This is a genomic window from Sphingobacterium sp. HMA12, from assembly GCF_002933815.1.
Taxonomy (GTDB): Bacteria; Bacteroidota; Bacteroidia; order Sphingobacteriales; family Sphingobacteriaceae; genus Sphingobacterium.
The window spans coordinates 168,884-184,837 of the sequence record NZ_BEYR01000007.1; the positions used below are offsets into that span (position 1 = coordinate 168,884).

The following is a 15,954-nucleotide window of genomic DNA, read 5'->3' on the forward strand; positions in this document are numbered from 1 at the left end:
CGACACATGATTATTTTTAAATATAGCCTATACGTTATTTATTTTTTGACGTTTTTTAATCCATTTCTTCTACATGCCGATACAAGCGATATGGTTAAAAAAGGATTTGATTTGGCGGAAGGGCAGTATGAATTACTTTATAACAAACATAAAGACCTTAGTAAGTATCCGCGATCGGCAGATCCCAACGGGAAAACAACATTTACAGATATTCGCGATTGGACAGGTGGCTTTTGGCCGGGCTGTCTTTGGTATGTTTTTGAATATACGGGCGATGATAAATGGCGTGAAGCTGCATTACAATGGACGAATTCTTTACGCGAAAATCAATTTAATACAAACCATCATGACATTGGATTTGTGATGAACTGTAGTTATGGAAATGCTTATCGATTGACAGGAGACACTACCTTCAAATCGATCTTGATCCAGAGTGCCAAATCCTTGTTGACGCGTTTCAATCCTAAGGTGGGAGCAATTAAATCTTGGGATACATTTTATTCCTGGGATGGTAAGCATAAATATGATTTTCCGGTCATTATTGATAATATGATGAATTTGGAGCTTCTTTTTTTGGCATCAAAGTTATCGGGAGATCCTATTTACCGTAATGTGGCCATTCGGCATGCCGAGACAACACTAAAAAATCAATATCGTCCAGATTATAGTTCGTATCATGTGGTTGCCTATGATCCCAATACAGGTGCTGTATTGAGTAGGGAAACTGCGCAGGGCTTTGCTGATAATTCTGCTTGGGCGCGAGGGCAAGCTTGGGGATTGTATGGCTTTGTGCTGATGTATCGTGAAACGAAAGACCCAAAGTATCTTGAAGCCGCACAAAAAATGGCGGATTTTTATATAAACCATCCGCGTCTACCCCAAGATAAGGTGCCGCTATGGGATTTTGATGTCGACCAGCCAGGATTCTTTCCAAACTGGGATTATCGTAAAGCTGATTTTAAGACCGTACCGCGTGATGTTTCTGCTGCCGCAGTCACTGCTTCGGCATTGCTGGAACTGGTTGACTATATGGGAACCAGACGAAAGCAGGAATATTTAGATGTGGCCGAAATGATCTTGCGATCATTAGGTTCGCCACAATACTCCAGTGAGGTTGGAGCAAATGGCTTGTTTGTCTTGGAGCATAGTGTGGGCAGTATCCCGCATAAAGGGGAGATCGACGTACCCTTGGTATATGCAGACTATTATTATTTAGAAGCATTGATGCGATGGAACAAGCAAAGACATCGGCTTGCGCAATTGATGGAGGAATGGCAGGAGATGAATAAGAAGAAGGCACAGGTACTCAAAGATTTTCAGCAACAAAAATTTGGACTCTTTATTCATTGGGGGCTATACGCCATTCCAGCAGGTATATGGAATGGAAAGAAGATAGAAGATCTGGGTAGTCCAAGTGTAGCCGAATGGATTCAATTGGTTGCAAAAATTCCACGGTCCACCTATGCCAAATTAGCGGATCAATTCTCCCCGCAATCTTTTGATGCCGATAAAATTGTTAAAATGGCTAAGGATGCCGGTATGAAGTATCTTGTTGTGACCAGCAAGCATCACGATGGATTTGCCCTATATGGCTCAGCTGTAAGCCCATTTAACGTGATACAAGCGACACCCTATAAACGGGATATTATTCAGGAACTTTACGATGCTTGCATTCGTCATCAACTCGATTTTGGCGTCTACTATTCCCATAACATTGATTGGAAAGACGGTAGTGACGCACAGTATGCCGCTACAAAAGCACAGCATGATATGCTAAACAAAAAAACTGATGCCTTTGGGGCGAACCTTTGGGATCCAAGTACAAATTCCTTTGCTTCCTATCTCAATGAAAAAGCAATTCCGCAGGTTAGAGAAATTTTGAACCGATTTAAGCAGCTAAAATATATATGGTTTGATATGCCCGGACTGATGACGGCTGAGCAGAGTTTTCGTTTCTATAAAACCGTGTACGAGTGTAACCCCCATGTCATTGTATCCGAACGGATTGGCAATGGCATGGGCGATTATGCCATTCCGGGTGATAATCGGATTCCCGATCCTTCGGAGCATTTTACCCAACCTTGGGAAGCCATCGGGACATTCAACCATTCTTGGGGCTATAAATCTTATGACCATGATTGGAAAGATGTGAATGAATTACGGTATTGGCTGTTGGAAATTGTCAGCAAAGGGGGTAATTATATGCTTAATATTGGTCCCGATGCACAAGGAAATGTAGCCGCACCTGTAAAAAAAAATCTTGCTATCTTAGGGAGATGGTTACAGCTCAATGCTGAAGCAGTTTATGGGACATCGCCTTGGACCATCGCACACGAGGGACCAACAATAATTCGGATAACAGACACCGAACAACGGGAAAGAGAGGGATTTAAAGCCGCATTTACGGCCTTGGATTTTTGGTTTACACAGAAGAAAGATTTTGTCTATGTCATGGCTCTCGTAGCACCCAAGGATGGGGTCGTCAAGGTAAAGTCCCTGAACCAAAATAAAGCTAAAGTGAAATCAGTGGAAATCTTAGGGTTTGGTCCGGTCCATTTTTGGCAGGATGACCAAGGATTGCAGTTGAAATTACCCAAGAAGATGCAAAATAACAGTTTGGGCTACGCACTCAAAATAAAACTAAGCTAATTCTAATATTGGCTGTATCAATTATAACGATGTAAAAACTAATAATGAATACAAAAAAAATGCGCGTTTTGTCGCTACTCTTCTGCTTAAGTTTATGGTATGCGCAAGCTATTGGGCAAAAAAAAGCAAATAGTTTTGCTTGGAACGATGGGCAAAAAGTACTTTTTTTAGGCAATAGCATTACTTACGCCGGGCAATACGTCGCTATGACCGAAAGTCTATTGCTGAGCAGTCATCCGAAAAGGAAACCTCAATTTATTAATTCGGGGCTACCAAGTGAGACCGTTTCTGGACTCAGTGAACCGAATCATGCCGATGGAAAATTTCCACGACCTTGTCTATTTGACCGTTTGGACAATGTGCTTGATAAAATCAAACCTGAGGTTGTTTTCGTCTGTTATGGCATGAATGATGGCATTTATCTTCCTTTTGATTCCGTCCGTTTTGAAGCTTATAAAGATGGAATTATCCGCTTGCGCAAACGCTTGGTTGAGCAGGGCGTCAAACGCATGATATGGATGACTCCTCCGGTACATGATGATCCGCAGCTTCGACTCAATGGCTATAATAAAGTATTGGATCGTTATGCTGAATGGCTTATCGGCTATGCCAGAAAGCAGTCCTGGGAAATCATCGACCTCCATTTTCCCATGCGTCGTTATTTGGAAGCCAAGATCGAGAAAGATGCTCAATTTAAACTGGCAGCAGATGGGGTACACCCCGGAGAGTTGGGCCATTGGCTGATGGCAAAGGAAATTGTGCCGCACCTGATGCCTAACTTTCCGCTTGAAAGCACATGGGACGACAATTTGCACGATAAGCCAAAACTTCTGCAATTGTATGCGCTCGTTTTGAAAAGACAGACGATTATGAAAGACGCATGGTTGACTTTTACAGGTCATAAACGACCTGGACTATCCAAAGGAATTCCAATGAAAGATGCAAGCAAAGCATATGCTGCTATTCAGGCAGAAATTAAAACTTTGGGTTTCTGATCGACGATATTTATCACCCGAATGAATGAACTTTTATGTATAAATCTATATCATGATGAAAATCAATTTTTTTAAGTGGAAGTGTGCAGCAGCAGTGGGAGTGTTGTTGTGCATGACCGAGGGCGCCATTTCACAGACCAAGTCGCCACCTTATGAAGGTGTGACTGGTTGGCAAGAGACTCAAGATAAGCGCATGGAATGGTTTAAGGAAGCCCGTTTTGGGCTATTTATCCATTGGGGCTTGTACAGCGCCGCAGGAGGTTCTTTTGAGGGAAAGCAATACCCACAACATTATGCCGAATGGATTCAGACTTGGGGTAAAATTCCTAGTAAGCAGTATGCTGAAGCGCTGAAACCAAAATTTACATTACATTCTTTCGATCCGAAGTCCTGGGCCCGGCTTGCAAAAAAAACGGGAATGCGATATATGGTACTGACTTCGCGGCATCATGAGGGCTTTAGCTTATTTAATAGTCAGCAGCCCTATGCGCTGAAAAACGAGGTAACGGGCACGGCAAATTTATCGCCAAAGGGAAGAGATCTTTACCGCGAAATTATGGAAGCTTTCCGTCAGGAGGGAATGAAGGTAGGGGCCTATTATTCGCTGCTAGATTGGCAGCATCCAGATTCTTATGAGGCTTTTCAGTTAAATCCGAATACGGATAAGCATCAGCCTGATCATGAGCGCTATAAAGCTTATCTCTACGGTCAAATTAAAGAACTTGCCCAACATTATGGGCGCTTGGATATGTTATGGCCCGATTTCAGTAGCAAACAGCATGAGGGCGAAGCCTGGGGCACAAAACATATTTTGACAGATCTGATCAAATGGCAGCCCAACATTATTATCAATAATCGATTTTGGAATGGACTTGAAAATAAGAACGGTGATATTGGAACTCCGGAGAAATATATTCCACCGACAGGTCTACCTGGCATGTATTGGGAGGTGAGCCATACCATGAATGAAAGTTATGGTTACAGTGCTCACGATCAAAACTGGAAAAGCTTCCCCAAGATCATGCAATTATTTGTAGAAACGGTGAGTAAAGGTGGCAATTTTCTGTTGAATGTCGGTCCGGATGGCGATGGAGCAATTCCCGAACCTGCGGTGCGGATTATGGAACAGATCGGTGATTGGATGAAGATCAATAGTGAAGCGATATACGGAACTACGGCCAGTCCTTTTCAGGCCTTGGATTGGGGCTATTGCACTCAAAAGAATGGTAAATTATACCTGCATGTCTTTGACCGTCCTGCCAGTGGAAAAATAGATCTTCCTATCAAAAACAAGGTGACAGCTGTTTATACTTTGGCTTTGCCCAAAACGAAATTAAAACCCGCCTCGGAGAATGGAAAACCTGTAATTCCTGTCGATACCTTTGATAAAGGCAAAGGTCCGAAAGTTATTGTTGTTGAAATACAGGGAAAGCCAATTGTCGAGGAAAGTTTGACCCAGACACAGGCCGATGGACGTATTGTAATGAATGCAAATAATGCAAAACTACAAGAAGGGAAGGGGTTGAAAATAATTGGCGCACATACCCATGATCCCAATCGGCCAAACGCTATCGGCCAATGGAAAGATCTCCAGGACAGGATATTTTGGGATATCAAAATTCAAAAACCCGGTAAGTATAAGGTGCTCATTAATTATCTGCCCAACAACAAGCGTCGAGGAAAAATTATGCTCTCGATGCTCGGCCAGCAACTTCCATGGGCATTTATAGCTGAACAAGAAACTAAATTTAAGGAAGTGAGTATGGGGACCATAGAGGTATCTCAGCAAGTGATTGGCGAGCCCAGTACAAAGGTGATTTTGCAAGCTACGGCCATCGAAGGTGATACTCTGCCGGAGATTGCGTCGATTACCTTGGTTCCCATTCAAGAATAAACTATCTTTAGGAGAACCTGAACAAATCTTTATAGCTAAACCAATTTGCCGTCAAAGGCCTGATAAAGTGCCGGTAAAGACGAACAGAAAATAAATTATAAAATAAAGAATGAAAAGAAGAGAATTTATAGCCAAGGGGATTGTATCTTCTTTGGCTTTTACAATTGTCCCTCGCGTTGTGTTGGGCGGAAATGGATTCCTTGCACCAAGTGATCGCATCAATCTTGGGTTTATTGGTGTAGGAAAACAATCCTATACCTTAATGAATGGCCTCAATCGCTGTAAGGAAATCGCTAGTTTAGCAGCCTGTGATGTAGATCGTAACAAATTGGCTGCATTTATTACTGCAACAACAAAAAAGCAAACGGAACTGTCAAAGGCACAAACCGATATCAAGGCATATCACCATTATCGGGAACTGTTGGGTCGGAAAGATATTGATGCGGTTGTCATTGCAACACCAGATCATTGGCATGCACAGATTGCGGTCGATGCTGCTAAAGCTGGCAAGGATATCTATTGTGAGAAACCTCTTGCGCTTACTATTGCCGAAGGTCGGGCAATGGTCGATGCAACCCGGAAATATAAACGTGTATTTCAAACAGGTAGCATGCAGCGTTCGTCGTACAATTTTAGACAGGCCGCAGAACTGGTTCTCAACGGTTATATCGGTAAAATAAAGGAAATCAACGTATCTGTTGGCGAGCCGGTCAAGCAATGTGATCTTCCATCCATGCCGGCACCCGACTATCTCGACTGGGATATGTGGGTAGGACCTTCACCCTATAGGGGATACAACCCAATCTTAAGTCCGCCATTGGAAGATGATAAATGGGCATGGTGGCGCGGCTATCGCGATTTTGGCGGTGGTTATATCACAGATTGGGGGGCGCATATGTTTGACATCGTCCAATGGGCATTGGGCATGGACGAATCTGGCCCAGTTCAGTTTAATCCACCCAAAGAAGCCAATAGCAACACGGGGCTTTCCTTTAGCTACGCAAATGGTGTTAAGGTAAATCATGTGCAATGGGGAGTACATAATGCGATTCAGTTTATCGGTGAAAAAGGTAAGATTGAAGTAAGCAGAGAATTTATCCGCTCGAATCCGGAAAATTTGGCCAATCTTAAATTGACATCTGCAGATCGTCGTCTGTATTATAGCGATAATCACTATCAGGACTGGGTTGATGCGATTAAAAAAAGAAGTAAGCCTATCTGTGATGTTGAAATAGGTCACCGGACGAGCTCAGTGTGCAATGCCATCAATATTGCTTATGAACTTCAAAAGGATTTGAAATGGAATCCACAAAAAGAACAGTTCGACAATGAATATGCTAATCTCATGCGTAGCCGACCCTATCGCGGTGAATGGGATTTTAGAAAATTCTAGTCTTCGCTATAAATTTTCGACTCAGGCTTGACAAGATTGTTTTGTCAAGCCTGTTTTGTTTATTGATCAATATTTCTACCACAATACAGACCTGTATTACCCTATTTTAGACAGCAACATGTTATAGACATCGAATCGCATACTTGACAAGTTTGACCTCATATTTTCTCGCTATCAACTTTAACATTCTTTCGTATAATAGACGTTTTTTCTTCGGAACTTAGTCGTTGCTTATTCGGTGCCAACCGAAGTAGTACCGAACAAATACCGAATAAGCACCGAGTAAAGTACGAAAATGGTATTAGGTAAAACTAGTTTTTGACTGGCCGAAATAGGCAAGTTATCTGATGGCGGAAAGATGATGAAAGCTAGCATATTGGAGTAATCATTTACAATGTTTGATCACTAGATTGCTTTTCTTATACGGTGATAAAAAAATTCATGACTAGCAGATTTAAAACAGAGGGAACAAAAAAGAAAATTTGCTATTCTGGAGAGATAATTGCTTTATTTGTATTACGCAATTATTAAATACGAACAGCAGAGGGAACCCCGATATGTCTCAATTAACAATAGTAGATTTGGCCAAACGACTAGGCTTGTCAAAGTCCACCGTTTCCCGTGCATTTCGGGATAACGTGGATATTAATCCGGCTACGAAAGCTCGTATTTTGGCTATGGCCGAAGAAATAGGATTTTCACCAAATGTTTATGCAAGTAGCCTGAAAGCGAACAAAAGCCTGACTATTGCGATTATTATCCCCGAATTTGGCAATAAGTTTTTTTCACAGGCCATCAAGGGCATTGAAGCTGTGGCGCGGTCAAAAGGCTACCATACCTTAATTTACGTGACGGATCATCAGGTGCAGAATGAGGCGTCTATTATTCGTTCCTTGGCGAATGGACGTGTGGATGGTGTTATCATCTCGGCTTCAGGTGAAGGAAAAGATCACTCCCATATCCAGTTGCTGGAAGAACGGGGTATTCCGGTGATGTTTTTTGACCGTGCATATGACGACTGGAAAGGGGGGTACATCACGGGGAATGACTTTGATTCTGCTTACCTCGCAACGAAGCATTTGATTACGAATGCCTGCAAACGGATTGCTTACCTCGCCATCAATCCCAATGTTTCTATTGGTAAAGTCCGTAAAGATGGGTACGAGAAAGCTTTGCGGGAAGCTGGACTGACGATTCATCCGGAACTTATCTTGGATACCGTCAACGATGCGGAACAAAATATGCGGGATATTGCGGCTTTGATCGAAAGAGAGAAGCCAGATGCTATATTTGCTTCCGTTGAGCGCTTGGCAATTTCCAGTATCCGTGTTGCCAAGCGGCAAGGGATCCGGATTCCGGAAGATCTCAAGATCATTTGTTTTTCCTGTCTGGATATCGCCGATCTCATTGATCCAGCACTCAGCGTGGTGAAACAACCGGCTTATGAAATGGGCGAATTAGTAACAAAATACCTCTTGGATAAGATGGATGATCCAACTAATGATAAGTTTGCTAATTCGGTTTATCTTGATTCCCAGCTTATTTTTCAAAAATCTAGCCTGAAATAAGAAAAAAAATATTTGTTTTTTGTTATCCCATTATTTAGCTTTGGTTACTTTCGGGAACATTCCCGAAAGTATTTAAATAATCAATTTGTATAAAATATTGGAAGGGTAAATCCGGAAAATCGCAATAGGCGATTTCTTTTTACCTTGATTTCGGGAACGTTCCCAATGTCAATTTCCAATGAAAACTAATTATCGATGGGGAAGCATATCACTCGTTTAATAGGATATCTCTGGATGGTCGTCCTATTATCATCATGTGCAAATAAAAAAGATATCGTTGATATTGAACAGCCGCCTGTGACTGAACAGCAGGGGACTGGCCTTGTCAATCTTTCTTCTCCATTTCTCTTCTGGGATCGGGAAATTACATTGCAATTTGATTTTTCAAAAGGAAATGCTGCGTTAAAAGGCAGTACAGCAGATCTATACTTACACGCTGGATTGATCCCTGTCAATGGTGGCAACTGGCAACATGTAGTGACAAACTGGTCAATGAACGACAATGCCTACAAATTGAAGTTTATCGCGGCTGGACTTTATTCTTTCACATTTACTCCCGCTAAATTCTTTAATCTGAATAACGCTGAGGCCTTTGGTCAGCTGGCATTTTTGGTCCGCAATGGCGATGGATCGCTGGTCCAACGAAACCAGAATAATTCAGATTTATTTCTGCCTCTTGTGGTGGGCAATGTGCAGGCGATTCGATTTGTGTCCCCAACACTCCAACCTACTGATCCGATTACAACAGAGCATATGTATGTCGTTGGCGAAGATTTGAAGCTTGAAGTTCAGGCAACCCAGTCCGGAAAAATCAGTATCTGGGACAATGGCCAGCAACTAGCAGAATCTACTGCTGCGCTGTCGTTGGAAAAATCCGTCAGCTTACAAAGCAATGGGCTGCATGAGTTTGAGGCACGTCTGGAGATCGGTGGCAAGGTCGCTACGACTAAAATCACATTATTTGTACAGGCAAAACCGGTCATAGCGGCGCTTCCAATAGGCGTTAATCCCAACGGGACGACGATCAATAAGGAAAAAGGACAAGTCAGTTTCGCGTTGACTGCCCCCTTGAAAAATAGTGTGTATCTATTGGGGGATTTTAACGGTTATAAAGCATTGCCAGCCTATGCGATGAGTCAGACACCGGATGGTAAAACCTGGTGGGTGACTTTATCTAATCTGGATTTCTCCCAAAAATATACCTATGAGTTTTTGGTCGACGGTCAGCTTTATATTGCTGACCCCTATGCCGAACTCATTCTCGATCCAAAAAATGATCCGGCCCTGGGCCTGACAAGTGCTGTACTACCAGCTTATCCGGCAGCAGCGCACGGAATTGTAGCTGTATTGGATCTCGCGCCGAAGGCTTATTCCTGGAAAAATAGCTCGTTTACTAAGCCTGCGCAAGGTAATCTGGTGATTTATGAACTGTTGGTCCGCGATTTTGTCAAGCAGCATCAATATACCACACTAAAAGACTCCCTATCTTATTTAAAACGCTTAGGGGTTAATGCGGTTGAATTGATGCCTGTACAGGAATCGGAGGGAAATTCGACCTGGGGGTATAATCCTTCTTTCCATCGCGCTCTGGATAAATATTATGGATTGAAAAATGACTTGAAAGCCTATGTGGATGCTTGTCACGAAAACGGTATTGCCGTGATTTTGGACGTTGTATTTAATCATGCTTTTGGTCAGTCCCCACTTGTACAGCTTTATTTTGAACAGGGCAACGTCGCTGGGAATAGTCCTTGGTTCAATACCGTCGCCAGACATCCGTTTAATGTCGGCTTCGACTTCAACCATGAAAGTAGCTATACTCAAACTTTTGTTAAGGATGTGTTGACTTATTGGATGCAAGAGTATAAAATTGATGGTTTTCGATTTGACTTGTCCAAAGGATTCACCCAGAAAAATTCGGGGACTTCGGAAAATGACCTCAGCGCCTGGAATGCCTATGATGCATCCCGTGTGGCCATTTTGAAGCAATACCAGCAGCATATTCATAGCATAGATCCTTCCTGTTATATTATTCTTGAACATCTTGGTGGGGATCAGGAAGAAATGGAGCTGGCGCAATCGGGCATGCTGCTCTGGAATAATATGAATACTGTCTTCAATGAAGCAGCAATGGGATGGAATGCAAATAATGGATCAGATCTGGGCAGATTGTTTGCCTCCAGCCACGGTATGGCACAGCCTTCTTTTGTATCCTATATGGAAAGTCACGACGAACAACGGCTGTTGTTCAAATGCCTGAATTATGGGAATTCATCGGGTAGCTATAACATCAAGAACTTGAATACAGCGCTCAATCGTATGGAATTGGCGGCCCTGTTTTTATTGGCTTCACCGGGACCAAAGATGATCTGGCAGTTTGGTGAATATGGCTATGATGTGTCTATCGACGAAAATGGACGTACGGGCGAAAAACCACTTTTATGGAATTATCTGCAACAAGACGGGCGTAGGCAGCTCTTTGAGACCTATGCCAAACTCACACGTTTTAAAACGCAAAATAACATCTTTCAAAATGGAAATATCACTGCCGCAGGTGTAAAAGATGCGGTGAAATATTTTGTACTGGAAAAGGATGGGCAACAAGTAGGGGTACTTGGCAATTTCGGAGTGGAAAATGCGGAGTTTGCATTGCCACAAGCATTACAGGGGCGGTGGGTGGATAATTTTACGGGGAAAGAGCTCAACTGGTCTGGCCAGTCAAAACTAAGCCTTTTACCGGGGCAATACCAATTGATAAGCAAAACAAAACTAAATAAATAAACGGTTATTTTATGAACAAACAGCTATTACGTCCATTTTGGGCTCTGAACATGCTACTTGGGGTAAGTGCTTCGGCATTCGCCCAACAGGCGACGCTTCAAGGGCGAGTAATGGACCAGAAAGGAAATTCCTTGCTCGGTGCCACAGTGCGCTTCGAGGATATTCAAAAATCGCTGTCTACCAATGCGAATGGGGATTTTAGCTTGGATAGACTGCAAACGGGGAAATTGCACCTGAAAGTGAGCATGGTCGGATACGCGAGCTTGGATACGCTAATTCAAGTGAACGATGGACGAAATCCGTTAAACCTTTACCTTAAATCCAATACGAGTGCGCTGGAGGAGGTCGTTGTTATCGGTTACGGTACACAAAAGAAAAGTGATCTTACGGGATCAATCAGTACGGTGACATCAAAAGACTTTCAAAAAGGGCAGATTTCGTCTCCTGAGCAGCTCATAATGGGTAAGGTACCGGGGGTGCAGATCACAACCAGTGGTGGACAGCCCGGGGCAGGAAGTACAATCCGTATCCGGACGGGAGCTTCCCTGAACGCCAGCAATGATCCACTTATTGTTGTTGATGGAATCCCATTGGCCGGTGGTGGCATTTCAGGGGTTGCCAATCCCCTGAGTATGATTAATCCAAATGATATCGAAACGTTTACTATCCTGAAAGATGCCAATGCAACAGCAATCTATGGTTCGCGTGCATCCAATGGTGTCATTATGATTACCACCAAGAAAGGTAGCCGTGCCGGTACGCAGGTCAATTTCAGTACACAGAATTCACTGGCGACAGTAGCCAAGAAAGTCGATCTATTGTCCGCAGACCAGATTCGTGATTATGTCAATGCAAATGGAACCGACGCGATGAAAAAGCTATTGGGAACAGCGAATACCGATTGGCAGGATGTGATCTATGGCAATGCTTTTACAACGGATAATAATATCAATATCGCCTCAAAAGTTGCCGAGATGCCCTATCGTGTTTCGGTCGGATATATGGATCAGAATGGTGTGCTGAAAAATGACAACATGAAGAGGACAGCAACTTCGCTGGCCTTGACGCCCAATTTTTTCGATAATCATCTGAAACTGGAGGTAAACGCACGCGCAACTTGGTCGAAATCCAAATTCGCAACGCAGGACGCTATCGGTTCAGCCATACAGTTTGATCCGACCCAACCGGTCTATGTTGATGATAAAAATAGCTTTGGGGGATACTACGAATGGATACAGGGAGGGAAACCGAATCCAAATTCGCCCAGAAACCCTTTAGCATTACTGGAGTTGCGCAAAGATATTGGAGATGTCTTTCGGAGCACGGGAAATGCCAAATTGGACTACAGCATGCATTTCTTGCCCGAGCTTCATGTTAACCTGAATGTGAGCTATGATTTGGCTCGTGCTAAAGGAAACACCCTGACACCCGCTATTGCGGCGCGTAATTTTAATGAAGGTGGGGAACGTACACAGTATAAGTCAGATATCAACAATAAAGTATTGGAATTCTATTTAAAATATGATAAAGAATTGCCAGCTATAAAAAGTAATATCGACGCTACCTTGGGTTATGGCTATTACAAAAATAGCACGAAGTCCTATAATTTCGATCGCACCAATGAGGCAGGGGACGTATTGACCTCGGTGAATCTTCCTTTTGATAAACCTGAAAACCTGCTGATCTCCTATTATGGACGGATGATCTATTCCTATGATAACCGTTATGTGCTGTCCGGAACGTTAAGGGCGGATGGATCTTCCCGATTTAGTCCCGATAATCGCTGGGGATATTTTCCATCGGTGGGCTTTACCTGGCGAGCAAAAAACGAAGGCTTCTTAAAAGATCACAACGCAATCTCGGATCTGAAACTACGGTTGAGTTATGGAAAAACCGGACAACAGGATGGTATAGCAAATTATTCTTATATGCCTAATTATACCATCGGTGGTGACCAGTCGATGTACCGTTTTGGCAATGAATATTACTATTTGTACTCGCCAGTCGTTTACGACGCTGATATCCGTTGGGAAAGTACCACAACCTATAATGCTGGAATCGATTTTGGTTTTAACGATAATCGCATTTATGGTAGCGTGGACTATTATTCGAAGAAAACCAAGGACCTCTTGAGTACCATTCCAATTGCGGTGGGTTCCAACTTTAGCAATTTTCTGTTGACCAACGTCGGTAATATGGAAAACCAAGGTCTTGAATTTAATCTACATGTGTTGCCGATTAAAACCGAAAATTCAACCTTGGACCTTGGCATCAACCTGACCTATAACAGAAGTAAAGTCACCAATTTGACACTATCCGAAGATCCTAATTTTATGATCGAAACAGGTGGTATCCGTGGTGGCACGGGCAATAATATTCAGGCCCACATGGTGGGGTATACACCATATAGCTTTAGGGTCTATCAACAGGTATATGATGATGCGGGAAAACCAGTAGAGGGGTTGTATGTAGATCGCAACGGCGATGGTGTGATCAGTGATAGCGACCGTTACATGTATAAATCGCCTTTGCCTAAATATCTGATCGGTTTTTCAGCTGCCTACTCGTACAAAAAATGGTCTGCAAGCACAACTTTGAGAGCCAATTTGGATAACTATGTATACGATAATGTTTCGTCCAATTTTGGCAGCAGTTACAATGTGATCGACCAGGCATCTTTGGTGATCAACAATGCACCTGTGGACTTTTTGAATACCAATTTCAAAGAAAAACAGTTACTCAGTGATTATTATGTCAAAAATGCTTCCTTTTTAAAGATGGATAACCTTAATGTCGCTTATCAGGTTGGTCATTTTATCCGCAACAGCAAAGCTACGCTTTCGATTTCGGCTACCGTGCAAAATGTATTTACGATTTCAAAATACAAAGGCGTGGATCCTGAAATTTCCAATGGTATCGATGATCGTTTTTATCCTAGACCACGTACCTATGTACTCGGAGTCAATGTCAATTTTTAAACTGAAAGAATTTGATTTAAAGCATAAACAACATGAAAAAACTAAATAAATATATAACGGTCTGTTTAATGGCACTATCGCTTTCGAGCTGCCATAAGGATTTGGATCTCAAACCGACCAACGATGTCACCGCGGATCTAGCCTATAAGGATTTCAAAGGATATACAATGGCTTTTGCGCGATTATATGGTTCATTGACCATGACCAGTACCTCGGGGCCAAACAATACCGATCTAGGTGGTCTGGATGCGGGTACTTCGGATTTCTTGCGTCTTTTTTGGAATGCACAGGAACTGACAACAGACGAGGCCGCTTGTGCATGGCTTAATGATGGCGGGGTTAGCGGTTTGGATTACCTCAAGTTTGATGATAGTAACCCCATGCTCCGCGGTCTTTACACCCGGTGTGTTTATAGTGCGACGCTCGTCAATGAATTTCTAAGAGAAAGTACAGATGCGAAATTGAGCAGTCGCGGTATCTCGGATGCAGATAAAAGCGAAATTGCTTACTATCGTGCCGAAGCCCGGTTTTTGCGTGCATACAACTATTGGGTATTGCTTGATCTGTTTGGAAATCCCCCCTTTGTAACCGAAGAAACACCCGTAGGGAAGGTGTCTCCACCGCAGATTAAGAGAGCTGAACTCTTTGCTTATGTGGAAAAAGAACTTTTGGAAGTCGCTGATCAACTGAAAGGAGCCAAACAAAATGTTTATGGGCGTATTGATCAGGTAGCCGCATGGGGATTATTGGCCAGATTGTATCTCAATGCCGAGGTGTACCTGGGAACTGGCAATAAAAAATATGGCGAAGCCATTACCTATGCCGAAAAGGTGCTAAACTCAGGTTATAGCTTGGGCACAAATTATAGCCAATTATTTTATGCGGATAATGATGTCAACAATCCTGAATTTATCTTTTACCTACCCTATGACGGTACCAAAACACAAAGTAAAGGTGGAACGACATATCTTATCAATGCTGCTATCGATGCAACAATGAATCCTACTTCCTTTGGTGTCCCCGGAGGTGGTTGGGCTGGTAACCGCGTACGCGATAATATCGCAACGATTTTTGGTGATTATTCCGGAGCAACGGACAAACGTGCGATGTTTCACTTAAATACAAGTGTTAAAATTGAAGATATCGCTGTTTATAAGCAGGGATTGGCTGTGACCAAATTCCGTAATGTGAACAGGGATGGATCGGCACCTACCGCTGCAGAAGGCTTTGTGGCATCTGTAGACTTTCCATTAATCCGCCTCGCTGAGATGAATTTGATTTATGCCGAAGCGACATTGCGTGGTGGAACAGGTGGAACGATGACCAAGGCACTTGATTATGTGAATAAGTTGCGTGTCCGTGCCTATGGTAACAACAGCGGAAACTTAACCAATCTTTCGTTGGACGATATTCTCAATGAACGGGTCAAGGAACTGTACTGGGAAGGATTTAGAAGATCTGATTTGATTCGCTATGGCAAATTTACGGGCGATAATTACCTCTGGCCGTTTAAAGGCGGTGTATTGGCAGGACAGGCAGTTGAAAGCTATCGGGTGTTATTCCCCATTCCTGCATCAGATTTGATTGCTAACTCAAATCTTGTTCAAAACCCGGGTTATAATTAATTGAATATCATATTGGAGTGTTGGGCAGTATCGTATTCTACAACGTGCAATCGATAGGCCTGACGAACGCC

General features: G+C 42.9%; 8 protein-coding genes. All 8 read left to right on the forward strand.

The features are described 5' to 3' along the window. Positions 1-6 precede the first annotated feature (6 nt). The 8 genes from HMAT_RS24740 to HMAT_RS24775 all read left to right on the forward strand — a co-directional run bounded on the left by HMAT_RS24740 (position 7) and on the right by HMAT_RS24775 (position 15,883). Positions 7-2,649: an alpha-L-fucosidase gene (locus HMAT_RS24740; RefSeq protein ID WP_104385511.1), complete on the forward strand. Its 2,643-nt coding sequence runs from the start codon at positions 7-9 to the stop codon at positions 2,647-2,649. A gap of 44 nt (positions 2,650-2,693) precedes the next feature. Further along, positions 2,694-3,644, forward strand: coding sequence for an SGNH/GDSL hydrolase family protein (locus HMAT_RS24745; protein WP_233789576.1), 951 nt, complete (start codon positions 2,694-2,696; stop codon positions 3,642-3,644). Positions 3,645-3,696: 52 nt separating this feature from the next. Further along, positions 3,697-5,538 carry an alpha-L-fucosidase gene (locus HMAT_RS24750; RefSeq protein ID WP_104385512.1) on the forward strand — a complete coding sequence of 614 codons (1,842 nt, stop codon included), beginning with the start codon at positions 3,697-3,699 and terminating at the stop codon, positions 5,536-5,538. Positions 5,539-5,647: 109 nt separating this feature from the next. Then, entirely contained in the window at positions 5,648-6,931 is a 1,284-nt protein-coding gene (locus HMAT_RS24755) for a Gfo/Idh/MocA family protein (RefSeq protein WP_104385513.1), read from the forward strand. Between the two features lie 581 nt (positions 6,932-7,512). Then, positions 7,513-8,499, forward strand: coding sequence for a LacI family DNA-binding transcriptional regulator (locus HMAT_RS24760; protein ID WP_233789578.1), 987 nt, complete (start codon positions 7,513-7,515; stop codon positions 8,497-8,499). A 195-nt stretch (positions 8,500-8,694) separates the two neighbouring features. Further along, entirely contained in the window at positions 8,695-11,280 is a 2,586-nt protein-coding gene (locus HMAT_RS24765) for an alpha-amylase family glycosyl hydrolase (protein ID WP_104385515.1), read from the forward strand. A gap of 11 nt (positions 11,281-11,291) precedes the next feature. Further along, positions 11,292-14,258, forward strand: a complete 2,967-nt coding sequence (locus tag HMAT_RS24770) for a SusC/RagA family TonB-linked outer membrane protein (RefSeq protein ID WP_104385516.1) — start codon at positions 11,292-11,294, stop codon at positions 14,256-14,258. Positions 14,259-14,290: 32 nt separating this feature from the next. Beyond that, positions 14,291-15,883: a RagB/SusD family nutrient uptake outer membrane protein gene (locus HMAT_RS24775; protein WP_104385517.1), complete on the forward strand. Its 1,593-nt coding sequence runs from the start codon at positions 14,291-14,293 to the stop codon at positions 15,881-15,883. The last annotated feature ends 71 nt before the right edge of the window (positions 15,884-15,954 follow it).